The organism is Paenibacillus montaniterrae (genome assembly GCF_018403185.1).
Classification (GTDB): domain Bacteria; phylum Bacillota; class Bacilli; order Paenibacillales; family Paenibacillaceae; genus Pristimantibacillus; species Pristimantibacillus montaniterrae.
In genome coordinates this window covers 73,800-100,673 of sequence record NZ_BOSE01000008.1, presented here as the reverse complement: position 1 = coordinate 100,673, position 26,874 = coordinate 73,800, and the positions used below count along the sequence as shown (strand labels likewise).

Below are 26,874 nucleotides of genomic sequence, written 5' to 3'. Positions count from 1 at the left end.
TACAGCGGAGTGCGTGTATAATTTGATTCAAACGGGTAGTTCATTATTTGGAGGTGTACATGAGATGAGTGATGCAACACAATCAGCAGGTTTTTTTGGTGAATTTGGCGGAAGCTATGTGCCGCCCGAGCTGCAGGAGGTGCTGGACTATTTATATGAGCAGTTTCTCAAGTTCAAGGACGAGCCTCAGTTTAATGAAGAACTGAATTATTATTTGAAGGAATATGTTGGCAGAGAAAATCCGCTCACCTATGCAGCAAGACTTACAGAGGCTTGGGGTGGAGCTAAAATATATTTAAAGCGCGAGGATCTTAATCATACTGGCGCTCATAAAATTAACAATGTGGTCGGTCAAATTTTGCTGGCGAAGCGCATGGGCGCCAAGCGCGTCATCGCCGAAACCGGAGCGGGACAGCACGGCGTTGCTACTGCAACTGCTTGTGCGATGTTCGATATGGAATGCATCATTTATATGGGGGCAGAGGACACTCGCCGCCAGGCGCTAAATGTATTCCGCATGGAGCTGCTCGGAGCAAAGGTAGTACCTGTTACAAGTGGACAAGGCCGCCTGAAGGATGCCGTCGATGCAGCGCTTAATGATCTGATCGAAAATTATAAGACGACCTTTTATTTGCTGGGCTCCGCGGTAGGTCCGCATCCGTTCCCTACAATCGTCAAGCACTTCCAGTCCGTTATTAGCGAGGAGTCGAAGCGCCAAATTGTGGAGAAGGAAGGACGCCTGCCGGATGCTGTAATCGCGTGTGCGGGCGGCGGCAGCAATGCGATAGGCGCATTCGCGCATTATTTGGACGAGCCAGGCGTTCGCTTGATCGGCGTCGAGCCTGAGCTTGCCCCATCCTTGACGCAAGGGGTTCCGAGCATTCTTCACGGCTTCAAATGCTTGGTGCTGCTTGATGAGGAAGGCAATCCCAAGCCGACCTACTCCATTGCTGCAGGCCTGGATTATCCGGGAATCGGTCCGGAGCACAGCTATTTAAAAGTTAGCGGCAGAGCGGAATATGTAACGATCAGCAATGAAGAAGTGCTGGCAGCGTTTCAAGAGCTGTCTGCGACAGAAGGCATTATTCCGGCTCTGGAAAGCGCCCACGCGATCGCACATGCGAAAAAGCTGGCGCCAACGATGAGCAAGGAGCAAATCATCATCGTCAACCTATCGGGTCGCGGTGATAAGGACGTAGAGCAAGTTTACCATATGCTTAAAGGCTAAGCCCGTGCACATCATCAGCTATCCATAAATCGGTCCATATATTAAGCTGCAATCTTCAGTTGAAGGCTGCAGCTTTTTTCACTTTCCCCCTTTTGCTTTCCTATATGCTATTTCGCTGCTGTGCTATTTCCGTCTGTTAGAATAATTTTCCGCTTAATGTTCAAACTAAATGCGAAAAAATAAACGGTAGGAGGTTTTACAATTTGTATTTTTACAAAGAGGATTTGATCAATATGATCGTACCGGATAAGCCCGATCCGGAAGCGGCAAAGGTGCTGCAGGAAGCACTTGGCGGAAGATTTGGAGAAATGCGGACGATGATGCAGTTCTTCTTCCAAAGCAACAATTTTCGTGGAAACGCTTTGCAATATCGCGACTTGATTCGCGGCGTATTTTTGGAGGAGCTTAGCCACGTCGAGCTTGTACAGCATACGATTAATCAGCTGCTGACAGGCTCTGGCGCAGAGCTTCCGGGTGATGCGGGAGTAGATGGAGCACCGCTTGATGAAGCAGTCAAGCATGCCAATCCGCATCATTTTATTATGGGCGCGCAAAGCTCAATTCCTGTTGATGCTGCAGGCAATCCGTGGATGGGCAACTATGTATACGCCCATGGAAATTTGGTCGCTGATTTGCTGGACAATTTAGTGTTGGAGTCAACAGGAGTGCTGCAAAAATCACGGATCTACGAAATGAGCAGCAACAAAGCTTTCCGTGAAACGCTCGCTTTCCTGATCGTGCGGGATAATGCTCACCAGAATGCGTTTGCCAAGGCGCTCGAAACACTTGGCGTTAGCTGGGGCAAGCTGTTCCCGGTGCCGAACTATGATATTAACAAATACCCGGAATGCCGCAAATATGTTGATATGGGCTTCCACAATGCCCAGTTCAACTTCAGACTGGATGATACTCGCATAGGGGAAATTTTCAGCGGACAAACGCCAATCCGCAACGGAGGAGAGCTGCAGGTAGTTCCGCCACCACCAGGACATCCTGTGCCAATTCTGCCTGAATTGCCGAATGAGCATAGTCCAGGTCTGTACGATTTGAACGCATAAAAAAGAAATGCTCCTCAGGAGGCAGACAGCCGTGATCCTTCAGCGGTCTGCTTCAAGAGGAGCTTTTTTTATTTCGCAACAATCAAAGCAAATCTACGCTATCATAGACCCAGCCGGCGCTTAGCCATGGGCCGAGATCACTGGAGCCGCTAATCGGTGTAATCGTAATGGTATTGGCACCGTTATTAAAGTAGGCAGCGGGTATCGTCCAAGTGAAGGTATGATTATTACCGCGATAGGTTCCAATTGTAAAGCTGCGACTGTTGGGCTGCGATGAAGCGCTCGGGTTGCTTAAGCTGTTGCCATTTACCGTTACACTTGGTCTGCCATTATTGTAGGCTGTCGTAATACCAATTCTTAACACATGAGAGGTTGATGCTTGTGAAGCGCTAAGATTGAACGTAATGGTGGTTGGCGAGTTTTGGCCACGAAACTGAATGGCTGGAAACTTATTGGTAGCGCTGCCAACAGCATAGTTCACCGGTCCCCAGCTCGGATTGCGGCTGTCAGAAGGATGACGAATCGGGATGGTCTGGCCATTTAACAGCTCCCTCGGCGTGCCGTCCCAATTGCCGATTCGCCAAATTGCTGGAGCTGTGCTTGGATCATTGTTTATCGAGCGGGAATTCAAGGTAGTAGTCGAGCCTGCTTGAACCGTTACGGATTCGGTGTAGACAGCAAGCTCACCTTTATAAACTGTCATCGTATAGTTGCCGGGAATCATGCCCTGCTTTACGGCAGAGCCGCTGGAGCTCGCAGCTGTCCAATATTGGGCATTGCTGTTGGCAAAGCCAACCGTATAGGTGTAGCCGCTGTCCATGCCAAATAACCCGTTAAGCACAACATTGCCGCGGCTCGATACCCAGCCAGTCAGTCCAAGTCCAGACATCCAGCTGAAATCCGGCACAGCAGGTGTTGATCCGGTAGTAAATACGAGGGCATAAGGGCCATGAAGCCCCATGCGCCAGCCCTCAGTCTGGGCATGGCCTGAGTTCATATAGTTATAAACCTCGGTATCGCTGCCGCTTTGGAACTGGATGTCGCGAAAAAATGGTCCGCCGGAGCTCTTTTCGCGGTTGCCGTAGGCCATAAACACACCTACGCCAGAACCGGTTACCCCACGAATGGTCAGATCTTTAGCCTGATCATTGCCGTAATATTTGGAGACTGTTTGACCGTTGGCTAAACGAAATACATCCGAGCTTTCAACAGCTCCACTGTTGTTGCGGATATTGGAGTTCGCGGGCACATTAGTAAGAACGCTGCCATTTCCACGGAAAATATAACGCAGCTCCCCTACAGCTGGCTGAGCGGTAATATAGGTTGCCATGTAAATAATATTTTCCCCGCCGCGAGAAGAGTAATAGTGAGTCAGTGTTGGGGTAGCAACGGTAATCAGCACAGTTGAGCCTGATGGCGATTTGCTCCAGCTGACAGTTGCAGAACCCAGACCAGAGCCGATATGAGAAGGCTTGCTTTGCCCATTCAGTTCAATCCCATTCAGCTTGCAGGAAATCATGTCCCCGTTCGATTTGTTGATCGTGTATTCCAATCCAGTACCCGTATTAACGACAATGGTCGATCCCGTATCCGTTACATAGACCGTGGCTGCCTGTACAGTAGATGTAGGAATGAACAGCGTTGTTAACAACAATGCAAACACAAGAACCATGCTTATAGACCTGCGCGATATCGTTTCCACCATTAAGCCAATCCCTCCATTTTCCTCAATAAAATGATGAACCATGCCAGTACAGCGCTTACATTATGCAGTAGTAAAAATACACCTGCGCTGTTGTTCATCATGATATTATTAGCCTTTATGTTAATTTATTCATAAAAATAGAGTTTTCAGCGGAAATTGACTCCCCGTACATTCAATTTTTTGGTTTCGAAATAATTTTGGAGATATGCCGTATGCTTTGCGAAATAGCCTGGTGAAATAATTGCTGTCATTAAATCCGCTTTTATAAGAGACTTCTGTAATAGAAAGATGTGTATTTTTCAGCAGCATGCAGGCATGCTCCAGACGCAGATGAAGCAGATAGGAAATCGGCGTTGTCTGGTAATAGGTGCGAAAGATTCGATTCAGATGTCTGACTGATATATCAGAGTGGCGTGCAATATCTTCAAGAGAGATCGGTTCGAGATAATGATCCTCCATGAAGGAGATGGCATTGGCCAGACGCATGATATGGCTGTGCATGCCAACCTCTTGACTGTCGTATTGTCTGGATAAGTATACGACCATTTCTGTAAACAACGAGGCCAGCATGGTTTGATAGGCTTGCGGTTTCCCTTCATATTCTCTAATCATAATGTCAATCAATGATGAAACATATTCCAGGTTAGGGATCGGCAGGCTTAACCTGCTCTCATAGTGATGGATGTTGCGATAATGCGGTCCCAGAATGAACAGAGCCTGGTATCCATTAATACTTTTCAGATCAGAGCCTGCATAGGTTAACATCTCTGGCCGATACATGATGTTGCAAATTCTGAACTGATGAGGATCCTTGTAAGCGTGGAGCGTATCGCCATTAATGACGAATACATCTCCTTTCTTGACAAAATAAGAGTGACTGTTGACAACATGTACAGCATTGCCCTTTAAGACGATGACAAGCTCGGAGAAGTCGTAATGCTTATGCAGGTACATATCTTCATCATGACCGCCATACTGGATAAAGAAAGGAAACTGCTCATCATTAGTAAACCACTGCAAATAAAAATCCTGCATTAATACCCTCTCCCTCTTATACACCATTATATCTATATAATGCTACTTTTTGTCTATATTTTCAAGGTTTTGTCGATAGAAAGTACGCTAGAATGATACTTACTTGACCGTGTTGAAAAAAACACTTTTACAGATGACTCAGTTTAAGGAGGAGTACTATGCAAGTTGGTCCGAGCCAAGCGTCCACCTCAACACCAATTAGAGAGCGTTTTCAAATTAAAAGCAAGCATTGGCTTTTTTTGATGGCGTGTCCTTTTCTAGTGCTGGTGTTTATTTTCTCTTACTTGCCATTAGGCGGTTGGATCTATGCATTCTATGATTATCGACCAGGGATTCCGCTCTCCAAAAGCGATTTTGTTGGTTTCCACTGGTTCACAGCGATGTTTTCCAATGAGGTACAGCGATCGGAGATGGTTCGTGTGCTGCGCAATACATTTGCGATCAGCTCACTTGGCATATTGACATCGGTATTGCCAGTTATCTTTGCCATTATGTTAACAGAAGTCAGAAATGCATCGTTCAAGAAAATCGTGCAAACGTTTACGACGCTGCCTAATTTTATTAGCTGGGTATTGGTGTACTCGTTTGCCTTCATGTTGTTCTCGGTCGATGGCGGTTTTCTTAACAACGTTCTGATGAGCCTCGGTTGGATCGAGGAGCCGACAAACATCCTTGCTTCCAACCAGCACACCTGGTTAGCGATGACATTATGGGGAGTCTGGAAGGGACTTGGCTGGGGAGCAATTATGTATATTGCAGCTATTACCGGAATTGACCAGGAGTTATATGAAGCGGCCAAAGTTGATGGAGCAAGCCGCTTCCGCCAGATTTGGCATGTGACGATACCAGGCATTATGCCTACGTTCTTTGTCCTGCTCGTGCTGTCGATAGCGAACTTCATCAACAATGGGATGGAGCAATATTTTATATTTGCTAACGCGATGAACATGAGCAATATCGAGGTGCTGGATCTCTATGTATACAACGTTGGAATAACAGGGTCCAATTTTGGTTTCGCGACAGCCGTCAGCATTATGAAATCTTTCGTTAGCCTGTTTCTTCTGTTTTTAGCCAATGGTTTGTCGAAAGCAGTGCGCGGTGAAACGATTATTTAGAAGGGCAAAGAAAGGAGAATTCTCTTATGGCGATTAGAAGTAAGATCAGCTTTTTCGACATTATTAACTATACTGTACTGGCTTTGTTTACCTTAACCTGCTTCTTCCCCTTCTATTACTTGTTCATCAATACGATTAGCAACAACGACTTGAGCAGTAGAGGACTGGTGATGTTTTACCCGATAGAAATTCATTTATCCAATTATGCCCAAGTATTTCAAATTCCCGGGTTTGGACAGGCTGCGCTGGTGTCATTAGGACGAACGGTTATCGGCACGCTGTTGACCGTTGCGGCCTCAGGCTTTCTTGGCTATCTATTTACGAAACAAGAGATGTGGGGACGTCGATTCTGGTATCGCTTCCTTGTCATTACGATGTATTTTAACGCTGGTCTAATTCCTTGGTATTTGATTATGCGCAATCTCGGCTTGCTTAACAATTTTTTAGCGTATCTCTTGCCAGCGATCGTATCACCATTTTACATCATTCTGGTCAAGACGTATGTGGAATCAACGCCGATTTCCCTTCAGGAGTCGGCTCAAATAGACGGTGCCGGTTATTTTACGGTCTTCTGGAAAATCATCATGCCGCTGATTACACCGATCCTCGCTACGATCGCGATTTTCTCCGCAGTCGGGCAGTGGAACCAATTTTATGACACGCTGTTTCTGGTAACCGATCAGAGACTGTACACGCTGCAGTTTATTTTGTGGCGCTACTTGAACGAAGCGACGTCGGTGGCTGAGATTATGAGACAGACTGGAGGATCGACGCGCTTGGATCTGTCCATGATGCCGACAGCTACATCTATACGGACTACAGTTACGATGATTGTCGTAGTTCCGATCTTGCTTGTCTATCCTTTCTTCCAGCGTTTCTTCGTCAAAGGCATCATGATCGGAGCAGTCAAAGGTTAGTTACCTACATGATGCATCTTTATGGGATTGAAGGGGGGTGAGCGGCAAGGCAATCGGGCAAAACAGCGGAGCATCATTATCATTAAAATTATAGGGGAGTTGGAATAAGCATGTTAATAAAAAAGAAATGGCCCACTTTTATCATCTTGGTGTGTCTTGTACTGATCTTCGTGACCGCTTGCAGCAAAAGTAATCAAACATCAAATAATCCAGCAAGCATTGGAGAAAACGGTGAGGTTGACTGGTCGCAAGAACCAGAGGTTACGCTAAATGTGTTCTCCGTCCTTGCTAACTATGCTGGTCCGCAGCCTGGATGGTTCGCCAAGCTGGTCAAGGATAAATTTAATATTAATCTGAATATTATCCAGGGTGGAGTAGAAGGGAGAGTCGCCACGCAAATGGCTTCGGGCGATCTTGGAGATCTTATTGTTGGCATGGGCGGCAAAGACTACACTGATGCGATCAAGGGCGGACTGCTGCTGGACTGGACAAAGGATGATCTGCTTGAAACATACGGTAAAAATATTATGAACTTTGCACCCGAGGCATTGGAAGCCAATCGCCAGCAATATGGGGACGGAACGGCCATTTACGGCATCGGCCATAGTATCGGAAGTGGCGATGGCCCAAGTGAAGGAGCGGAGATGACGTTCGGACCTTATCTTCGTTGGGACCTATACCAACAACTGGGCAGTCCGACGATCAAGACGCTCGATGATTATTTACCGCTGCTGAAGCAGATGCAGGAGCTGCAGCCGAAGTCGGATTCCGGCAAGAAGACATACGGCTTCTCATTGTGGTCGGATTGGGATGGGGAATTCTCCACATTAGCCAAGGTGACTGCGCAATTCCATGGCTATTCAGAAAGTGACGGGTTCAATCCGGGCGCCTTGATTCTCGTCAAGGCCGACGAACCAGATTATCAGCCGATTCTGGACGATGAAAGCTATTATATGAAGGGCTTAAAGTTCTATTTCGATGCCAATCAGATGGGGCTGCTTGATCCTGATTCGCTGACTCAAACATTCGGAGATGTCTCCAACAAATTCAAGGATGGTCAAGTGCTGTTCGCACAGTTTCCTTGGTTGACGCCTGCCTATAATACACCGGAGAATACAGCAGCAGGCAAAGGCTTTGCTCTCGTTCCCTTCGAGGAGCAGAATATTTACTCATCTGGATTTAATCCTTATGGCGGCAACTGGCTTTGGTCAATTGGAGCGAAGACAAAGCATCCGGAACGCGTCATGGCATTGCTCGATTGGATGTTCTCGCCCGATGGAATCATGGAAGGCTTCTGGGGGCCTAAGGGACTTGCCTGGGATTTGGATGATAACGGAAAACCTGTATTGACCGAATACGGATTACAGGCGATGTACAACGGCGATACACCTGTACCAGAAGAGTATGGCGGCGGTATATGGAGCGACGGTGCCGGCAACTTCGGAAAGCTGAACAATACTACCCTCGCCTTGTCACAGATCAATCCGAACACTGGAGAGCCGTATGATTACAAGCTATGGACATCCGAGCTGACGCGCGACCCTGATCCAGTGAAAAAGAGCTGGCAAGACACTATGGGTGTACTAACCGACAAGGAATTGTTCGTTAAAAACAATCAGGTAGCGGTCTCAAAATCGTTCTTTAACGGTCAGGCGCCAGTGGAGGAGCCGTCGGATATTAAGCTTAAACGAAGCCAGGTCGGCAAAGTGATCAAGGAATATTCATGGAAGATGATGTTCGCCAAGGACGAGGCAGAGTTCGACAGCTTGAAGCAGGAGATGCTCGAGAAAGCAAAGGGCTTGGGCTATGATGAAGTCATCAACTGGCAAGCTGAGCAAACGACCAACACCGTCTTTACGATATATAAATAAGAGAGCTGTAAAGACCATAGTAATAGAAGGTTAAGAGGCACAAGCCTACTAATTTCGTAAGCTTGTGCCTTTTTAACCAGTATAAGAGAGCGCTGCTTAATATTTCCGCTGCAACTGCCATGTCTGCGCAGCATTGCCGTAGTCGCTCCAAATGTGAACGTTTGTGCCATTGGCACTTCCACTGCCTGCAACATCCAGCGCCTTGCCGCTGTTCGGATTGATCAGCTTCCAGCCATTGTTGCTGCGAATCAATGCCCAGCGCTGTGCCGCGTTGCCGCCATAGTCCTGCCAAATATGAACATTGGTGCCATCAGCAGTGCCTGTGCCTGCGACATCCAGCGCTTTGCCGCTATTCGTATTGATCAACGTATATGCGCCGTCGCCAAGGCTCGTGATGCGCCATTCCTGCGCGGTGCTGTTGTTATCCTCCCAAATTTGCACATTCGTGCCGTTGGCCGTGCCGCCTCCAGCAACATCCAGCGCCTTGCCGCTGTTTGGATTAATCAGCTTGTAGACAGAGCCGGTCAATGCGGCAGGCTCGGCGGGCATAAGGTCAAAGAAGTCAATTTCCGCATAGCCGTTTCCTTTCGTAAATCGCACCGTATTCCAGCCTGCATGCAGCTGGGTACGAATTGTAGACAGTCCCCAATTGTCCCAGCCCTTGTTCGTCACATGAAACGGCGAGGTCGTGCCGTTGATCGCAATATTTAAATTCGACCAGCCGCCGCCTGCAGTACCATTTCCCGTGCGCGCCGACAGGATGTATTCGCCGGCCGCTGCTGCATAGACTGAGAATTCTACAAAGCTGGCCGCTGTATCAATATGCCCGGCTTTGCTGCCTCCTGAGCTGCCCGGTCCAGGCGAAGCATAGGCACCGCCGCCGAATGTTCCTTCCTCAGCTTCATAGCGTACGCGCTGTGATTCGCCTGAAGGCAGAGCAATCGGTGTATTTGGCGGCAGAGGCGTACCTAAATTAGGCGTATTGTCGGGGTTCCACGTAAAGCGCTGAGCGCGAATTTCCCGATTCCAGCCAGCATTGTTATATTTGGCCACATGATAAATGATCCAATCCTCCTTGCCGTCGGGCGACACGGTGAACGAATGATGGCCTGGACCATACAGGCCGTTAGCTGAGGAGAAAATAGGCTGGCTGCGTTTTGTCCAGGAGGAAGCGGACAGCAAATTGCTGCTTGTGCTTGCAGTAATGAGCCCGAGGCAATAATCGTTGGTCCAGCTGCCGCTGGCGGAATAGACAAGATTGATGACGCCGTTGCGCACAATTACTTGCGGCCCTTCGTTGACATGAGGCGAATGATTCGTTTCCCAGCTGTAGGTCGGGCGAGCGATTTCAACCCGATTGGAGCTGATCGTCCACGGATTGCTCATTGCAGCAATGTATAGGTTTTGCCGTACATTGACATCACCCTCCCAGCCCGACCATATGAAGTACAACTGGCTCCCAACCTGCAGCACTGTGCCGTCAATTGCCCATTTATTAGTCGGATCGGTAATTTGTCCTTTATTGACCCAGGTACCCTGCATCGGATCGGCTGAGGTGTTTTCCATTACATACATGCGATGATTGACATTGTCGCCGTCGTCCTTGGCGTAATAAATGTACCATGCCCCATTAATGTAATGGATCTCTGGCGCCCATATGCTGCAGCAGCCTGTTTCAATGACGCGCGTCGCAGCTGCGTCAATGCCAGTCAAGCTGGCGCTTTTCCAAATCGTTACGTTGTTTCCGGTTGTTTTAGTGAAGTAGTAATATCCATCTGTATGTCGGTAAACCCAAGGGTCGGCTCCATCCTGCATAATAACATTGTAAAAATTGCTCTGCTGCGTTGCTGCCTCAGCGCCTCCTGCCGGCAGCAGCAATGCGATAAACAGCAGCGCCGCCAGCGCTCGGCTGCTGAGCTTGCTCCAGGAGCGGTAATCCAGCTTCATTCGCTTCAACCCCTTCCTTAAAGTATGCGCTTTCAATTCGCGCATCTGCTTTCAGTCAATCATGTTCCAGCCAATGAAAACAGGTCGATTTTTTGTAAGCTCTGGACATATTGTTTGCAATAAAGCAGCATTTCCAAAAATACGTCCATAACCTCCAAAGATGCGAGCTGTCCTGACCTGTATGCCGCTCGCTATACTTTAGCGAAGAGAAGAAAGAGGCTGGGCTGTGAGCCTCCTCTCGCAAATTTGCAGCTAATAGACTTGGAGGAATATCGATGAGCAAATATACAAACCCCGTACCTATTATGGCGAGCGCTGCAGCTCAGGCCTGCAGCGAGCTGAATCCTATGGTCAACCCGGACCCGTTCGTGCTGAAATTCAATGGTGAATACTACGCTTACGCAACCTCAGGCGGTGGGGTTAGCGTGCTTCACTCGACAGATTTAGTGAGCTGGACCCATCTCGGATATGCCTACCAGCAGCAAGGGCAGTTCGATTATTGGGCGCCGGCGGTTTTTTACGATAACGGCTTGTTTTACTTATATGTATCGTCTCGCCCGTGTGGGGAGGAGGATGTGCATGTTGAATATTTGCAGGCAGCGGTTTCAGAGCAGCCTGAGGGCCCCTTCCAATTCCGCCGTCAATTGTTCAATACCTTTTCCATCGACGCCCATGTTGTGCGGGATGTCGACGGCGGACTGCTGCTGCTCTATTCCACTAACGAAACGCTCGGCATAGACCGTGAGCGGCCGGGCACCGTTATACTGGCGGATCGCTTGCTTGATCCATTTACGCCGGAGGGCAAGCCAAGGTTAATCGTCAAGCCTACGCTTGATGAAGAAATTTACGAGCGCAACCGCTTTGGCGATGGGCGAGACTGGCATACGATTGAGGGCGCCTTCTACCTGCAGCGGCGCGGCGTTCACTATGTGATGTACAGCGGCAATGCGTTTACGAAGCCGCACTATTATATTGGCTACAGCACCGCGCAGCATGAGGAGGGAGTTTCCATCGCTGAGTTGAAATGGACCAAGCACCCTGATGAGCAGACGTACCAGCCGCTGCTTCGCCAAGATGACCTTGTGGAAGGTGTTGGTCACAACAGTGTAGTGAAAGCACCGAACAATGTGGACGACTGGGTCGTTTACCATGGGCGTGAGAAATCCGAAGCTGAAGGAGAACGCCGGCAAATGCGGATTGATCCGCTGTTTTGGCTTGGCGAGCAGATGTGGGTTCCCGGTCCAAGCAATGAGGAGCGCACAGCCCCGGCGCTGCCGGGCTTCCGCGATTTATTCGCTGGGCAACATGGAGCAGCGCCTGGTGCAGATTGGCGCGCTGAGAGCGGGCAGTGGCATATAGGGAATCGGCAGCTGTTGCAGCAAAGTGTTGTAGGAACAGGAAGATTGCTGCTGGAGCGAGGCTACGTCGCTGCAACATTTGAAGTGAACATGCGCTGGCAGCCCCATCATATGGGCGGGCTGTATGGCGCGGTTGTTGCATACCGCAATGAGCAGCAGTATGCTGAAGTGCTGCTTGATGTCGGCAAAGGCACAATCGGCCTGTATGAGGTGTTTGCTGGCATGCAGCTGGAGCCGCAAACGGTTAGCGTGCCGGCGGGCTTTCGCTTTGATGCCTATCACCAGCTGCTGCTGACTGTGACAGGCAATCATATCGCGGTTTATCTTGATGGCGTACTGACGCTTAAAGCGACCATGCATGCGCTAGGTAGCGGTGAGCAGCCATGCTTTCCATGCTTTGGCTTGTCCACCTATTATACAGCCGCTGCCTTTGCAGGCGTGGCCTTGACTGGCCATATGACGCTGACGGAGGATACGGCTGTGCCGCTGCTTGCTTATGTCGTCGCGCGAGAGGGAGCATGGCGAATAGAAGGTGCTGCACTGCAGGGGAGCAAGCGCGCAGGAGGAACGGCAATTGAGCTGCTTAATCCATTTGCAGCAGAAGCTTGCAGGCTGCGCTTTGATGTGCAGGGCAGGCTGGGTGCAGCATCGCTGCAGCTTGCAGCGGTAGCAGCGCCTGGGGCGCAACAGCAGCAGATCAGCCTTGTGCTGCCTGTTGCGGCAGACGAACGCAGCGGCACGGTGCATTTGCTTAAGCAGGACGGACAGCTGCAGCTCTGGTATGGACGCGAGCTGCTCATAAGCGAGCCGTGGACAGGCGAGCTTAGCTCCGTGGCGCTTAAAGCGAGTGATGACTTGCGGCTGGAAGCGATTGAATGGACTGCGCTCGGCATCTAAAAAAATGTCCACTTTATCGAAAGAGATGACATATCTTTGCATGGCGGTTGGGCTTAAGATGTGAAGCAAGGAAGAACATACGGCTTCCAATCGAACGTCCATGAGGGGGAAATCACGATGAAGAAAAGATGGTCAACTATGCTTACGCTAATGCTCGCGATCATGCTGGTAGCGGCTGGCTGTAGCGGCGGCAACAGCGGCGGCAATAGCGGTAACGGAGGCAACGACGGCAATTCTGGCGGTCAAGGCTCTGAAGGCGGCAGCAAAGCAGGAAAAACCGAGTTTTTGTTCTGGTCTCCGTTTTCTGGCGCAGACGGCCCATTTATGAAGCAAATCGTAGACAGATACAATGCATCACAGGATCAATACAGTGTCAAATTTGTTATTCAGCCAAGCGGCGAATATTACAAGCAGCTTGACGTAGCGCTTAGCGCCGCCAAGGATCGCCCTGATTTGGTCATTATGCATCTTGATCAAATTCCGACCTATCAAAATAAAGGCCAGCTGCAGGCAATTGACGATATTGCCGCGAATGCAGGCTTGAGCAAAAGCGATTATGTGGAAGCGGCGATTGATTATGCGACGATTGACGGCAAATGGTACGGCATTCCGCTTGATATTCATCCGCTGGTGATGTATTACAACAAGGATTTGTTTGACAAAGCAGGCATTACGGCGCCACCAACCAACCGCGAGGAATTCGAGGCTGCTGCTCAGCAGTTAACGGATCAAGCTGCCGGCGTGTACGGCTATGTTGTACCGACACTTTGGCCGCAGCAGTTTATATTCCCGACTCTCGTTTGGCAAAATGGCGGAGAGCTGTGGAATGGCAGCGACGTAGCCTACAACTCGCCTGAAGCAGTGGAAATGGTTGAATGGATGCGCGGACTAATCGACAAAGGCATCTCTCCTGCCAATGTTCAGCAGGATGGAGAAAACACCTTATTCCTGCAAGGCAAAAATGCGATTCAATTCAACGGTCCTTGGATGAAATCGCAATACGATGAAGCAGGTCTGAACTATGGCGTTGCGCCGGTGCCGCAAATCGGCAAGGCGAAGCAGGCTGTTTATGGCGGCTCACATAACTTTGCGATTCCGCAAGGCGTAACAGACGAGAACGTATTGGCGGGCATTGGCGACTTCCTGAAATATGTATCCTCCAATTCATTGGATTGGGCTGAATCCGGTCAGGCACTGGCAGCCAAGCCAATGCTGGAAAGCGAGGAATTTAAAGCACTGCCGCAAAGCACAATTGCTGAAAGCTTCTCTTACGTGCAGTTCGCGCCAAATGTGTTGAACTGGCCGACCATTTCCGAGCCGATCTGGGGTGAGCTGAACAACGCACTGCTGGGTAAAAAACCAGCCCAGCAAGCAATGGATGATGCGGCTGCCAAGTCGAAGCAAGCGATTGAATAAAGATTAGATTGTGATGAGGGATAGGACGGAGCCGCTCCGCCCTTCCCTTTTTCAGCCTAATGAAGCTGTAGGAGGTCATAAGTGTGAAAACAACCTGGAAGTCCCGTTTAAGCTCCTCTCTGTTTGCATTGCCGTATACGCTGTGCTTTGCGGCGTTTATGCTGTTTCCGATTGGCTACGGCATTTATATCAGCTTGCATGATTTTGAATTGCTGTCGCAGGAGCATCCGTTCGTTGGACTAAGCCATTATATTGCGATCTTTACGTCTGGCAGCTACGAAAATTCGCTGTTTTTTCGCGGATTGTGGGTGACGATTCAATTTGTGCTGTTCTCAGTGCCGCTGCTCATTCTTGTAGGACTCGGCATCGCCTTGCTCGTAAATGCATTGCCGCGAAAAATTAGAGGCCTGTTCCGCACCTTTTATTTTATGCCGTATGCGATTTCGGCATCCGTTATGGCAGTTATCTGGCTAATGATGTTTGATACGAATGCAGGCTTGCTGAACAGCATGCTGCAAAAGCTGGGCATTCAGTCGATTCCTTGGCTTACAGATACGCCATGGGTATGGATTTCGCTAATCGCTACGACACTTTGGTGGACGATTGGCTTTAATATGATTATTTTTATTAATGCCTTGAATGAGGTGCCGGAAGATTACTATGAGGCAGCCTCGATTGATGGCGCCAATGTGTGGAGCAAGTTCAAGCATATTACATTGCCTTCGATCCGACCTGTCATGCTGTTTGTTATGATTACGTCGACGATTGCCTCGTTCAACATTTATGCGCAGCCGTTTTTGCTGACGCGCGGCGGTCCTGGCGATACGACGCGCGTGCTGCTGATGAATGTGCTCGATCATGCGTTTATTCGCAAGGATGTTGGCTCCGCTTCGGCGATGGCGATTATTATGGCGTTCATTATTATGATTATTTCGATTGTGCAATATCGACTAACCTATGGTCGCAAGGAGGGGAACTAAGATGAGCAAATTTCGCCAAGCGATGCTAATTGTGCTGGCCGTACTGCTGGCAGCCTTGTTTTTGCTGCCGCTAATCTGGATGCTGTCGACCTCCTTGAAAAATGATTTTGAGGCGCTTGCCGGACAAATGAATTTTATTCCGAAAAAACCGACGCTAGAAAACTATATTCAAGGCTTGAACGGCGAGCTGATGAATGTGCCGATTATGCGCTGGATTACGAACTCCTTGTCGGTCGGTATAATTGGAACGGCGATTGTATTGTTGATCGGCTCGATGGCCGCCTATGCGCTTGCCCGCTTGAGCGACATGCCGTTCCGCAAAACACTGTTTTCGATGTTTATCGCGTCCTTAATGATTCCTGGCGTGCTAACTTTCTTGCCTATGTATATGGAATTTAACGGACTTGGCCTGATCAATACGTATGCCGCACTTGTGCTGCCCTATACGGCAGGCGCCTTCGGGGTGTTTCTGCTCTATCAGTTTTTTATTTCGTTTCCGAAGGAAATTGAAGAGGCGGCGCGAATCGATGGCGCCAACAAGTGGCAAATTTATACGCGGATTTTGCTGCCGGCTTCTGTTTCGATAATGGTTACGCTCGGCATTTTCACATTTATGGGCATTTACAACGATTTTGTATGGCCGCTGTATGCGACAACCTCGCCAGAAATGCGCACGATTACCGCGGGGATTGCATTAATGTCGCAGGGCAGCTACACGCAGGCTTACGGCAAGCTAATGGCGATGACTACAATTGCGACCTTGCCGGTGCTCATTATTTTTATCGCTGGTCAGCGTTCCTTTGTAAAGGCAATCACTCAGTCAGCGGTTAAATAGCAGGAGTCGCAGCTGAGAGAGGAGATTAATTGCATGAATAAAAAAACAGCAACATTACTGGCGGCTCTGGGAGCTGCCTTTGCCGTTATAGCCCTGCTTGTATGGCTCGGCTTCGGCAATAAGCAGGATGGGGGAGATGGCGATATGACGGTCTATGCGGGTCATGGCGGCACATTTAAAAATACTCTGGTTGATATGGATACGCCCGATCCAAGCGTTGTCTATCAGGACGGCTACTACTATATGACCTTTACCCATAACGGCGCGGATATTATGGTGATGAAGTCGCGCACGCTCGATTTCCGCCAGGCCGAGCACAAGGTGGTATGGTATCCGCCATTTGGCACGATGTATTCGGCTAATTTATGGGCGCCCGAGCTGCAATATATTCAAGGCAAATGGTACATCTACTTTGCAGCCGATGATGGGCTTAATGAAAACCATCGCATGTATGCGCTTGAGGCTGTCGGCGATGATCCGCTTGGCGAATACGAATTTCGCGGGAAAATAGATGATGGCAGCGACAAGTGGGCTATTGACGGGCTTGTGATGGAGCATGAGAACGAGCTTTACTTCGTATGGTCTGGCTGGGAAGGCGATGTCAACATTAGCCAAAACACCTACATCGCGCCGATGAGCGATCCATTGACGATCAGCGGGCCGCGCGTACTGCTTAGCGAGCCAACGCTTGATTGGGAGCAGGCAGGCGGGCCTCCTTATATTCAGGAGGGGCAGGCTATATTGAAGCGGGATGGCCGCTTGTTTATCGCTTACTCAGGAGCGGGAAGCTGGACACCGTTTTACAGCATTGGCCTGCTCGAATTGCAGGCAGGCGGTGATCCGCTTAAGCCAGAGCATTGGACCAAGCTGGAGCAGCCGTTAATGACGATGGATGAGGAGGCCGAGGTGTACGGGCCCGGACATAATTCCTTTACAAGCTCGCCTGACGGCAGCGAGACCTGGATAGTGTATCATGCCACAAGCGGCATTCACGATGGCTGGAGCAATCGCAAGGCTCGAGCGCAGCTGGTAAGCTGGGATGAACAGGGCATGCCCGTATTCGGCAAGCCTTTGTCGCTAAATACCGCAATTACAGTTCCATCCGGTGAAGGCGTATTTCGTGCCGAGCATGCCAGGCAGGAGGGCGACAGGCTGTTATTTGATCTCATTCCTGCAAGTGTAGAAGGCGAAATGCCGCTACTGCTGCATTACAGTGGCGGCGGCAATGGAGCACATCTTACACTGGAGGTAAACGGCGAGCAATGGGGGCAGCTTGAGCTGCCAGAAGTCAAGGCTGATGCAACAGGCTATGTCTGGGCCAGCCTGCCGCTTGCTGCAGGAATGAATACGATAGCGGTTCGCCCAACAGAAGGCACGACGCTTGAAGCGTTGGAGCTGACGCGTTATGAAGCGGAGAACGGGCAAGCCGAAAAGGGAGCCTGGACGGAAAGCAATCCGTTTGCCTCTGGCTGGGGAATTGCGTCAGGCGCAAGCGACGGGAGCGGCGTGGTAAAGCTCACTAACATTAGCGTGCCGGAGAGCGGCAAGTATAAGCTGCGGATCGCCGCTTCAAACCGTGCGGAGACCGAGCAGCAGCTTGCGATCAAGCTCAATGGCAAGCATGCGGCCGATGCAGCTTTTCCGCCTGGCGAGCGTCAGCAATTTACAGCTGTTGTCGTTGAACTGAAGCTCAGCAAAGGTGTTAATGAAATCGTACTCGACAAAATCAATGAATCTCTCGCGATTGACTATATCGATATATTAAGATAGAAGGCGTAATAGAAACGATATTGATAGATCGAAGGGGCAGGAGCATCCTGACGAGGGGGACATTCAGAATGGCACGAGACATGGTGAGGAGATGGATTGTGGCAGCAGTGGCGGCACTGCTGCTGTCTGCTGCATTGACCGGCTGCACGAAGGCGAATGAGGAGCAGCCTGAGCCCGAACCGCGCAAGGAAGTGGTGCGATTGGATTACTGGACGCCGTTTAGCGGCGGCGACAATCAGTTTATGACCGAAATGGTGGAGCGCTTCAATAAGGAGCAAAGCGAGATTGTCGTCGTGCAAACGAATTCGCGGCTTGATGATTACTATACTCGTCTGCGCACAGCCATATTGTCGGGCAACGCGCCTGATATTGCAATCATTCATACGACCAGCATGCCGCAGTTTGTGCAAAACGGCTATATTGAGGATGTCACTGCCGCTGCCGAGCAGGTCGGGCTCGATCTGAGCCAGCTGAACTCGAACATTCGCGAGTCAACCGAATACAACGGGCAATCCTATGCCGTGCCGCTTGATACGCATGCGCTTGTTATGTATTACAACAAAAAGCATTTGCGTCAGGCAGGCGTGCTTGATGAAGCGACAGGAAAGCCGCTAATTGAACCAGGCGAGCAGGGCTTCCGCCAATTTTTAGAGCAAATTCGCCAAGCAATTCCAGCTGATGTTGCACCGATGGCGATGCCAAGCACGAGAATCGATTCCGTCTGGCTCTGGTGGAGTCTGTACAATCAGCTGGAAGGCGGCGGCATCTTCTACAATGAGCAAGGCCAAGCGGCATTCAACAATCCTCAGGCGCTGCGGGCGCTTGCCTTTATTGACGAGCTGTATAAGGACGGTCTGATCGGAGCGAATATTAACGATTCGTTCAAGCTGTTTTATGACGGCAAGGCGGCAGTTTTATTTCTCGGCATGTGGGGAACTGGCGCATTTGAAAAATCGCCCGAGCTTGAGCTTGGGGTAATAACGGTGCCGGTGCTGTATGATCGCCCGGCCCAGTGGGGCGACTCCCATTCGTTGGCGATTCCGAAAAAGCACAATATGACCGATGAGAAAAGACGCGCGGCGATGCTCTTTTCCAAGTGGATGGTGGAGCACGGCGAGCTATGGGCGCAGGCCGGACATGTGCCAAGCATGACCAAGGTTGTCGAAAGCGAGGCGTTCAATCGTTTGGAGTACCGCAACGATTATGCAGCCGCTGCTGACTATGTCGTATATTGGCCGCGCCATCCCAAGCAATGGTCGATGATTGAAATATTGATCGCTGAATTTGAACGGATGATTTACGATAAGCAGACACCGGAAGAGGCGCTGAGACATGCACAGCTGAAGGTCGATGCGGCGCTGGAGGAATAAGCCTATGATCAAGCTGCTGCGTAAAGCTGTGCGTGCATTCAAAAATCAGGAGCTGGCGCGCAAGCTAATTTGGATTAATTGCTTGCTCATTCTTGTTCCACTGGCGGCGATGGGGGTATATACGTTTGCAAGCTTTCAGAAGGCGATGGAGAAAAATGTCGGCAGCTATCAATTGCAAACGCTTAAGCAAGTGTCGCTCAACATAGATACGTATATGAATGAGCTTGATCGATTAACGCTGACGCCGTACTCCTACAAGGAGATTATGGATTTTATATCGTCCGAGCGGGAGCCGGGCCAGCCGCTGTCGCTTGAGGAAATCGAGAGCCTGAACCGGTTTGTCTCGTCGATTTTTATTAATGGTCGTCTCGATATTATGGGCGTATCGCTTTATGGAGAGAAGGGAGCCTCGTATGTTGTGCTGCCCGAGAGCCAATATATTACGACCTACAAGCTCGATGAAAGCGCCGATTGGCTCAAGCAGGCTCGCAGTCGTTTTGGACAGCCGACGTTTATAACGACGCATGAGGTTTCCTCAACGAGCGGCATGAGCTATCAGGTATTTTCGATTGCTCGCGAGCTGCGCAGCTTCGATACAGGGCGAACATTGGGCTATATTGTCATTGATATTGATCCTGTCAGCGTGCGCAAGCTGCTGCAGCAAGCAGAGACGAGCGCCCAGGAGGTCATGTACATTGCCGACGCTCAAGGTCAGGTCGTCATAAGACGCGATGACGCACAGCCGGTGCTGGAGCTTGGCGCATTAAGCGGCCAAGGCGTATTGCACAGCAGCGGCAACCAGCGTGACAAGCAGCTGGTGGCATACGTTACCTCGGAGATTACAGGCTGGACGACGATAAGCGCGGTGCCGGTCAGAGAGCTGATGAAGGACTCTCTCGTAGTGCGCAATTCGATCGCCTTGGCGATGCTCGTCTGCATCGGCTTGGCAATCGCCGTATCCGTTATCGTCGCCTATCGCATTACCTTGCCGCTGCGCAAGCTGAGCCGGTTAATGCGCAAGGTAGAGCAGGGCGAGCTGCTTGTGCAATTTCCCGTTTATTCCGGCGATGAGGTTGGTCGGCTTGGACATTCCTTCAACATGATGGTGTCCAAGCTTAGCGAGCTCGGATATTTGCTGTACGAAACGGAAATACGCGAAAAGGATGCGCAAATTGCTGCGCTGCAAAGCCAAATCAACCCTCATTTTTTATATAACACGCTCGGTTCGATTAGTATGCTGGCAGAGGTGGCGGACAATCGCGATATTGTAACGATGTCCAACAATTTGGGGAGGCTGCTGCGCTACAGCTTGAGCAATCGCAAGGAGAACGTTACGCTGCGTGATGAGCTTGTTCATGTTCGCGGTTATATGAGCATTCAAAAGATCCGCTATGAGGAGCGCATGCATTACACGGAGCAGGTGCCTGAGGAAGCGTTAGGACTGCTGGTCATTCCGCTTATTGTTCAGCCAATCGTGGAAAATGCGATCAACCATGGGATCGACAAAGGCATTGGCAGCGGCAATATTCAGCTAAGCGCAGCGCTTGCAGGAAATACGCTTACGATTACGGTGGAGGATGATGGCATCGGACTTGCCAAGGAGGAGCTTGATGCGCTGCGCGAGCGGATGCAGCATTCCAAGGAGCTCGGTGGACAATCAGGCAACGGTTTGTTGAATGTTCATCGCAGAATTGTGCTGCACTACGGCGAAGCCTACGGTCTAACTATAGAAAGCATGCCCTATCAAGGACTGAAGGTCATGATGACGCTGCCGGCGCAGCGTTATAGCGAAGCACGATGAATTTGGCGAAGGGAGAGCAGCAGCATGCCAACGATCATGATTGTGGACGATGAAGCTATTTTTCGCAGAGGCCTGCGTGCAATGATCGCTGCCGCTGGCGATGATTGGACTATCGTTGCAGATGCGCGCGATGGCTATGAGGCGCTTGAGCTTTTGGAGAAGCATCGGCCTGATGTCGTACTGACCGACATTCGCATGCCGCGCATGGATGGCTTGCAGCTGCAGAAAATTGCACGCGAGCGGTTTCCCGAGCTGCAGGTCGTCGTCATTAGCGGCTATGAGGATTTCTCGTATGCACAGCAGTCGATGCGCAGCGGGGCGCGCGATTATTTGATGAAGCCGGTGGAGCGCGAGGAGCTGCTGCAGGTGCTGGAGGGGCTAAAGCGGGATTGGCAAGCCAGACGCTCTGAGCAGCAGCATGAAGCTTCGCTCGAAGGGCAAGAGCTGCTGCAGCAGGCTGCAGACCAGCTCGTTGCCGGTATTATGCGCGGCAGTGTACAGCAGCATCATCTCGATTTGCTGGCGCAAATCGGGATTGAGCTGACGGAGCCTTACTTCAATTGCATGGTCATCAAGCTTGACAAGGATTCCATGGATCTTGAGCGCTATCGGCAAACAGATCCGTCCTTGTTTCAGCTATATATTCAACAGTTCGTGCAAGAAATAATCGACTTGCGGATGAGCGGCTTCAGCTTTGTATTTTCTGATTCCGAGGTAGCGGCGCTCGTTAATTTGCCTAATGCAGAGGATGGCGAGCAGCGCTTGCTGGAGATGGCCGAATCCGTGCGCAGGCAAATTAAATCGCTGTCCAATCTGACTGTAACGATCGGCATCGGCAGGCCTGTAAAAGGCTTTGAGTCGATGCTTTCGGCGTTTCGCGAGGCGCAGGTCGCGCTGCTGTATCGGCTTGTGGTGGGCGGCGACAAGGTGCTTGCGTATGAGCAAGCGGTAAAGCAGCAGTTCTTTAAGTCAGAGCGGCGCAAATGGTCTTGGGAAGCACTCGAGCAAGCGATTAACGAAGGAAGATTGCAGGGCATTAATGAGCTCGTTGATTCGGTTGTTGCCGAGCTATGCGATCATGCACATACGCCAGAGCAGGTGCATCAGCAAATTTGCAAGCTGTTAATCCATTACTATGAATTGTCCGAGGATTTGGGAATCGCCAAGGCTTGGCTTGGCGGGCGAGACATTCGCGGCTTGCTCATTGAAATTTGCTCGATCAGCTCGCGCGCCGAGCTGACTGAGCAGTGCCGCCAGCTGTTTGGCAGCCTGACTGCGGTTATCGCGGCTGGCAGCAAGCAGCTGGAGAACGATCCAATCTCAACGGCGCTGCGATATTTGAAGCGGCATTATGTGGAGCCTATTACGTTAACCGACATCGCGGACAGAGTGTATTTGAATGCTGCTTATTTCAGTACATTGTTCAAGCAGCGGCTAGGCAAAACATTTATAGAATATATGACAGAGCTGCGAATTGCCGATGCCAAGCAGCGTCTTGCTTCGACAGATGAGAAAATTGCGAGATTAGCTGAATCCACCGGCTTCTCCAATATTCGTCACTTTAATCGCGTATTTAAAAATGAAACCGGCGTGACGCCGAAGAAATATCGCGAGCGAATACGCCAGCAGCATAAGAGCTAGCGCAAGCAAGCTATCTTATGAAACAAGAGAAGGATCAAATAGACCTGCCCTCCAACTGAAGGCAAGTCTATTTGTGCTGGCTGCTCTCATCGCTCATTCTTCATCTTGAGCCTGGCGCACGAAGCTCAGCTTGATCGATTGCGGATGATCGCCGAAGCTGCTGCCGAACAAATTCATTCCGTTGCAATTGATCGCATCAGGCAGGACGGCAAAGCGAACGGCAATTGGCTCATTGAACGAAAGACCGAGCTGAGCCAGCGTCGTATCGGTACTGCGCTTGCCGCCAATAAAGCTGCCGCTCGAGCTGATGTGCCATTCGATAAGCTGGCCGTACTCGCTGCCGCTGCGCCAGCGTTCTGGTGTCAGCTTGCCCTTGCGATCGCCATAATCTGCCGGACTTGTCCAGGTTCCGATGGAATGACCGTTAATGGACAGTGTAATATCCGACAGCCAGTTCATGCGAAAGGAAGGGGCTTCCGAGCAAAGCTCGGCGCTAATGCGCAGCTCAGCCAGCTCAGCGCCCGGCGGCAGCGGATTGGCAAACAAGTATTCAACCCAGCCGTCATTGGAAAACCATAGCAGCTGAGCCTCGATGCGCTCAGGCATGAAGAAGGCGCGCGGATCATCGGCGGAGCCGATCAAGCTGCCGTCTGCTGCTGCCATGCCGCAGGTTGGCTGCACGGAGCAATCGGCATAAAGTCCAATTGGCATTTCTATCGTTTCAATGCGGTGCAAGCCGTCGCCAGGGCGAGTCGGCAGATCGAGCAAAATTTGCCTGCAGTTAACGGAGCATATTTTTTCGCGGTTTGCGCCAAGTGTTGAGCTGACCAGCTCTGCTTGCTCCAGCATTTGCACATTGATCGAGACAGTTGGCTGTGCGACACCGAGCGCCTCCGCAAGCTGACCTACACTCATCGGCTGATCGCCAAGCGCTTCCAAAATACGTATGCGCACATCGCCAGACAAAGCTTTGGCTACGTCGATAATGCGCGAGGCAGGAAACCGAATAACCTCTTGCTTTGGAATTTCATTCATAGCTGACCCTCATTCTCTTTGAAATAGCAGTTTATTACCTACATTGTACATGTTGAGGAGTTATATTGTAAATTCATAATGTATATTGTAATTATATAATATAGATGATATGATGATTTCAAATTCAGTAGAAAGGTAGTGATCCGATGCAGATTAAAACTGCGACAGAGCAGACAATCAGCATTCCAAGACCCGAATACCCGCGTCCTGATTGGCAGCGTACAGACTGGCAAAATTTGAACGGACAATGGCAATTTGCGCTGCTGTCCGGTGAAGCGGAACATCAGATTAGCTCACAGGAGCCAGCTCACTATGATCGAGAAATTACAGTACCTTTTTCTTGGGCCAGCCCATTATCGGGCATTGGCGAGAACGTCGCAGGCACTGGCTGGTATAAACGAACAACAGACTGGCAGCCGCAAACCTCCGATGCGCGCATCTTTTTACGCTTTGGAGCTGTCGATTATGAATGCAGCGTTTGGCTGAATGAGCAGCTGCTTGGCTCACATAGTGGCGGCTATGGCAGCTTTGAGCTGGAAGCAACCGAGCATTGGAATACAGCAGGCAGCAACACCATTGTTGTGAAAGCTGTTGATGAGGACCATGCCTGGCAGGCGCGAGGCAAGCAGGGCTACGGCGAGATACGCGGCATTTGGCAGCCGGTTTGGCTGGAAGCAAGACCTGCCGCATTTATTCGCAATGCCAAATTCGAAACCGCTTTAAGCGGAGAGGTAACGGTTGCGCTGGAGGTAGAAGCGAAGCAGGCAGGCCCGGCAAGACTGAGCTTCAAATTCGACGAAGGAAATGTGCTTGTTGAGCGCGAGGTGCAATTAACAGCTGGTCTCAATCAATGGACAGAAAGCTTTACCGTTAATCAACCAAGGCTGTGGAGTCCCGAGCAGCCGGAGCTTTATGAAGGCGAGCTTGTCTTGTCAGGCAGCTTCGGGCAGGATGTCGTGCAAACCTATTTCGGCATTCGAGAAATTGGCTCGGCCGCTTTTGGCGATCGCGGCTACCGCTGGATTACGTTGAATGGCAAGCCGGTTTATTTGAATGGCGCGCTTGATCAGTCGTATCATCCTACGGGATATTTTACGTATCCGAGCGATGAGGAAATGCGCCAGGAAATTTTTCTTTTGAAGCGACTCGGCTTGAACTTTGTCAGAATTCATATTAAGCCAGAGGAACCGCGCAAGCTGTATTGGGCCGATAAGCTTGGCATTCTAGTAATGGAGGATATGCCGTGCTTTTGGGGGGAGCCCGATGAACGTGCACGCTCCAGCTATGAGCGCGAAGCCTGGGAGGTTATTCAGCGCGACTGGAATCATCCTTCTATTTTTTCATGGGTCATGTTCAATGAAACATGGGGCTTATTCACTAACGGCATGGCTAACAGCCTGACTAGCGGAGGAGAGGCGAAGCAAAGCTATTTGCCTGAAACGCAGCAATGGGTGCGTGCTATGTACCGCTGGGCCAAGTCCGTTGATCCTACCAGACTGGTGGAGGACAACTCGCCTTGCAATTGGGACCATGTTGAAACAGATTTGAATACTTGGCATTTTTATATAAATGGCTATGAGCAGGTTCGCAACCATGTGCAGGAGGTTGTAGACAAAACGTATACGGGCTCGTCCTTTAACTATATAGGCGAGCATGTGCAGAGCGATGCGCCGCTGATGAACAGCGAATGCGGCAATGTATGGGGAATTGAAGGCGGTGCTGGAGACAGCGACTTGGCCTGGCATTATCGCTACATGATGAACGAGTTCCGCAAGCACGAGAAGCTGTGCGGCTTCGTCTTTACTGAATTCCGCGATGTAACCAATGAATTTAACGGCTATTATCGGCTTGACGGAACAGACAAAGATTTTGGCTATGATGCGTATGTGCCGGGAATGACACTGGCCGATTTGCACGCTGCGGATTTTGTCGTAATCGATGCGCCGCCAAGTGAAACAGTAGCTGCCGGCAGCCAAAAAACGATTTCGCTAATCGGCTCCAGCTTCTCGGATCGCTATCATGGTCAAACGCTGACCCTATGCTGGGAGCTGTGGCATGACCAGTTGGGCACGCGCGTCATTGCCCAGTCAGGCGAGCAGCCTGTGCGTTGGAGCGGCTACGGCACGTTCTCGCTTCCAGCATTAGCATTGACGATGCCTGCAGTCGATGCAGCAGCTGTACTCACTGTAAAGCTCGTGGCTGAGCAGCATGAAGTCGTGACGCGCAACTTTATTGTTTTCGATGTGCGAAGCGGCAAGCAGCATGGCGCTTATGAGGCAGCAGGGCAATTTATAAGCAAGCCGATAGCCGACTTTAGCTCCTGTTCATTCGAGCTGGCCTGGTCTTCGCTCAGCGAGGCGAAGCAAAATGGCGCTGGAACAGGGGGCTTTGCATACGAGCTGCAGCTGCCGGACCGCAAGGAGCAGCCGTTTATTAGCCGTGCCGAGCTGTTGTTTGAAGCGAGCGCCAAGCGCGTGCTTGCCCGCGATGCGCAAGGCGCAAAGCTGCTGCATCATGACATTAGCATGATGCACGGTGCCGACGCACAGGTTGAGCTGAATCCAAATACGTATTATATGACGGATGAAGAGAAGCATGAGTCGCGAGTTGAGGTATGGGTTGACGGTGAAATGATAGACAGCATCGTGCTGCCAGATGATCCGGCAGACAGCCGCGGTGCCTTATCCTGGCATTATCAGCAGGCTGCAAATCGTTTGGAGGATGCGGGCTCCTACGGCTATCTATGCCGAGTCGTTTTGCCTGGGCGAGTAGTCGCCAAGCTGGATGCAGCAAGAGTTTGCCGCGTCGAGCTGAGAGCGAAGCAAGGAGGTCTTGCACTGTACGGCCGCAATGCTGGCCGCTATCCGTTGGACCTGCTGCTGCACTATCAATAAA

At 50.5% G+C, this 26,874-nt stretch carries 18 protein-coding genes and 1 pseudogene; 14 read left to right on the top strand and 5 right to left on the bottom strand.

Annotated features, from left to right (window positions below):
* Positions 1–64 precede the first annotated feature (64 nt).
* A complete protein-coding gene (trpB, locus tag KJS52_RS19335; protein WP_213518473.1) occupies positions 65–1,228 on the top strand; it encodes a tryptophan synthase subunit beta in 1,164 nt (387 codons plus the stop codon).
* Positions 1,229–1,431: 203 nt separating this feature from the next.
* Entirely contained in the window at positions 1,432–2,286 is an 855-nt protein-coding gene (locus KJS52_RS19330; protein ID WP_213518471.1) for a manganese catalase family protein, read from the top strand.
* Positions 2,287–2,368: 82 nt separating this feature from the next.
* Here the strand turns inward: KJS52_RS19330 and KJS52_RS19325 are convergent, their stop codons facing one another.
* Complete coding sequence (locus tag KJS52_RS19325) at positions 2,369–4,033, bottom strand: rhamnogalacturonan lyase B N-terminal domain-containing protein (RefSeq protein ID WP_246563765.1); 1,665 nt, start codon at positions 4,031–4,033, stop codon at positions 2,369–2,371.
* 87 nt (positions 4,034–4,120) lie between these two features.
* The gene (locus tag KJS52_RS19320) at positions 4,121–5,026 is read right to left on the bottom strand and encodes a helix-turn-helix domain-containing protein (RefSeq protein ID WP_213518469.1); all 906 of its coding nucleotides are present in this window, start codon (positions 5,024–5,026) and stop codon (positions 4,121–4,123) included.
* A 158-nt stretch (positions 5,027–5,184) separates the two neighbouring features.
* Here KJS52_RS19320 and KJS52_RS19315 point away from each other — a divergent pair, with 158 nt between their 5' ends.
* The 3 genes from KJS52_RS19315 (at position 5,185) to KJS52_RS19305 (ending at position 8,929) form a co-directional block, all read left to right on the top strand.
* On the top strand, positions 5,185–6,141 hold the full coding sequence (locus tag KJS52_RS19315; RefSeq protein WP_246563763.1) for an ABC transporter permease: 957 nt from the start codon (positions 5,185–5,187) through the stop codon (positions 6,139–6,141).
* Positions 6,142–6,167: 26 nt separating this feature from the next.
* Positions 6,168–7,058, top strand: coding sequence for a carbohydrate ABC transporter permease (locus KJS52_RS19310; RefSeq protein WP_213518467.1), 891 nt, complete (start codon positions 6,168–6,170; stop codon positions 7,056–7,058).
* Between the two features lie 110 nt (positions 7,059–7,168).
* Positions 7,169–8,929 (top strand): extracellular solute-binding protein, encoded by a 1,761-nt coding sequence (locus KJS52_RS19305; protein WP_246563761.1) that lies wholly within the window; start codon positions 7,169–7,171, stop codon positions 8,927–8,929.
* A gap of 96 nt (positions 8,930–9,025) precedes the next feature.
* On the opposite strand, the gene KJS52_RS27525 is transcribed toward KJS52_RS19305, so the two are convergent.
* Positions 9,026–9,478 (bottom strand): RICIN domain-containing protein, encoded by a 453-nt coding sequence (locus KJS52_RS27525; protein WP_246563803.1) that lies wholly within the window; start codon positions 9,476–9,478, stop codon positions 9,026–9,028.
* Positions 9,470–10,876 (bottom strand): annotated as a pseudogene (locus KJS52_RS19300) (family 43 glycosylhydrolase); the annotation flags it as partial. The gene KJS52_RS27525 and the pseudogene KJS52_RS19300, both read right to left, overlap by 9 nt.
* A gap of 275 nt (positions 10,877–11,151) precedes the next feature.
* Here KJS52_RS19300 and KJS52_RS19295 point away from each other — a divergent pair.
* The 8 genes from KJS52_RS19295 to KJS52_RS19260 all read left to right on the top strand — a co-directional run bounded on the left by KJS52_RS19295 (position 11,152) and on the right by KJS52_RS19260 (position 22,944).
* The gene (locus KJS52_RS19295; protein ID WP_213518463.1) at positions 11,152–13,131 is read left to right on the top strand and encodes a glycoside hydrolase family 43 protein; all 1,980 of its coding nucleotides are present in this window, start codon (positions 11,152–11,154) and stop codon (positions 13,129–13,131) included.
* 117 nt (positions 13,132–13,248) lie between these two features.
* The gene (locus KJS52_RS19290; RefSeq protein WP_213518461.1) at positions 13,249–14,547 is read left to right on the top strand and encodes an ABC transporter substrate-binding protein; all 1,299 of its coding nucleotides are present in this window, start codon (positions 13,249–13,251) and stop codon (positions 14,545–14,547) included.
* Positions 14,548–14,630: 83 nt separating this feature from the next.
* Positions 14,631–15,527: a carbohydrate ABC transporter permease gene (locus tag KJS52_RS19285; protein WP_246563759.1), complete on the top strand. Its 897-nt coding sequence runs from the start codon at positions 14,631–14,633 to the stop codon at positions 15,525–15,527.
* Position 15,528: 1 nt separating this feature from the next.
* Positions 15,529–16,362 (top strand): carbohydrate ABC transporter permease, encoded by an 834-nt coding sequence (locus tag KJS52_RS19280; RefSeq protein ID WP_213518459.1) that lies wholly within the window; start codon positions 15,529–15,531, stop codon positions 16,360–16,362.
* Between the two features lie 33 nt (positions 16,363–16,395).
* Complete coding sequence (locus tag KJS52_RS19275) at positions 16,396–18,132, top strand: family 43 glycosylhydrolase (protein WP_246563757.1); 1,737 nt, start codon at positions 16,396–16,398, stop codon at positions 18,130–18,132.
* A gap of 68 nt (positions 18,133–18,200) precedes the next feature.
* Complete coding sequence (locus tag KJS52_RS19270) at positions 18,201–19,502, top strand: ABC transporter substrate-binding protein (RefSeq protein WP_213518457.1); 1,302 nt, start codon at positions 18,201–18,203, stop codon at positions 19,500–19,502.
* Between the two features lie 4 nt (positions 19,503–19,506).
* Positions 19,507–21,303: a cache domain-containing sensor histidine kinase gene (locus KJS52_RS19265; protein ID WP_213518455.1), complete on the top strand. Its 1,797-nt coding sequence runs from the start codon at positions 19,507–19,509 to the stop codon at positions 21,301–21,303.
* A gap of 24 nt (positions 21,304–21,327) precedes the next feature.
* Positions 21,328–22,944 carry a response regulator gene (locus KJS52_RS19260; RefSeq protein WP_213518453.1) on the top strand — a complete coding sequence of 539 codons (1,617 nt, stop codon included), beginning with the start codon at positions 21,328–21,330 and terminating at the stop codon, positions 22,942–22,944.
* 93 nt (positions 22,945–23,037) lie between these two features.
* Here the strand turns inward: KJS52_RS19260 and KJS52_RS19255 are convergent, their stop codons facing one another.
* A complete protein-coding gene (locus KJS52_RS19255; protein WP_213518451.1) occupies positions 23,038–23,979 on the bottom strand; it encodes an ArsR/SmtB family transcription factor in 942 nt (313 codons plus the stop codon).
* A gap of 146 nt (positions 23,980–24,125) precedes the next feature.
* On the opposite strand from KJS52_RS19255, the gene KJS52_RS19250 reads away from it, so the two are divergent.
* Positions 24,126–26,873, top strand: coding sequence for a glycoside hydrolase family 2 protein (locus tag KJS52_RS19250; RefSeq protein WP_213518449.1), 2,748 nt, complete (start codon positions 24,126–24,128; stop codon positions 26,871–26,873).
* The last annotated feature ends 1 nt before the right edge of the window (position 26,874 follow it).

Excerpts from the sequence above, each read along its gene's own strand:
- KJS52_RS19280 (WP_213518459.1), top strand. The coding sequence starts at position 15,529 with ATGAGCAAATTTCGCCAAGCGATGCTAATTGTGCTGGCCGTACTGCTG.
- KJS52_RS19315 (WP_246563763.1), top strand. The coding sequence starts at position 5,185 with ATGCAAGTTGGTCCGAGCCAAGCGTCCACCTCAACACCAATTAGAGAG.
- KJS52_RS19305 (WP_246563761.1), top strand. The coding sequence starts at position 7,169 with ATGTTAATAAAAAAGAAATGGCCCACTTTTATCATCTTGGTGTGTCTT.
- KJS52_RS19265 (WP_213518455.1), top strand. The coding sequence starts at position 19,507 with ATGATCAAGCTGCTGCGTAAAGCTGTGCGTGCATTCAAAAATCAGGAG.
- trpB (WP_213518473.1), top strand. The coding sequence starts at position 65 with ATGAGTGATGCAACACAATCAGCAGGTTTTTTTGGTGAATTTGGCGGA.
- KJS52_RS19250 (WP_213518449.1), top strand. The coding sequence starts at position 24,126 with ATGCAGATTAAAACTGCGACAGAGCAGACAATCAGCATTCCAAGACCC.
- KJS52_RS19320 (WP_213518469.1), bottom strand. The coding sequence starts at position 5,026 with ATGCAGGATTTTTATTTGCAGTGGTTTACTAATGATGAGCAGTTTCCT.
- KJS52_RS19275 (WP_246563757.1), top strand. The coding sequence starts at position 16,396 with ATGAATAAAAAAACAGCAACATTACTGGCGGCTCTGGGAGCTGCCTTT.
- KJS52_RS19255 (WP_213518451.1), bottom strand. The coding sequence starts at position 23,979 with ATGAATGAAATTCCAAAGCAAGAGGTTATTCGGTTTCCTGCCTCGCGC.
- KJS52_RS27525 (WP_246563803.1), bottom strand. The coding sequence starts at position 9,478 with ATGCCCGCCGAGCCTGCCGCATTGACCGGCTCTGTCTACAAGCTGATT.
- KJS52_RS19295 (WP_213518463.1), top strand. The coding sequence starts at position 11,152 with ATGAGCAAATATACAAACCCCGTACCTATTATGGCGAGCGCTGCAGCT.
- KJS52_RS19325 (WP_246563765.1), bottom strand. The coding sequence starts at position 4,033 with ATGGTTCATCATTTTATTGAGGAAAATGGAGGGATTGGCTTAATGGTG.
- KJS52_RS19310 (WP_213518467.1), top strand. The coding sequence starts at position 6,168 with ATGGCGATTAGAAGTAAGATCAGCTTTTTCGACATTATTAACTATACT.
- KJS52_RS19290 (WP_213518461.1), top strand. The coding sequence starts at position 13,249 with ATGAAGAAAAGATGGTCAACTATGCTTACGCTAATGCTCGCGATCATG.
- KJS52_RS19260 (WP_213518453.1), top strand. The coding sequence starts at position 21,328 with ATGCCAACGATCATGATTGTGGACGATGAAGCTATTTTTCGCAGAGGC.
- KJS52_RS19270 (WP_213518457.1), top strand. The coding sequence starts at position 18,201 with ATGGCACGAGACATGGTGAGGAGATGGATTGTGGCAGCAGTGGCGGCA.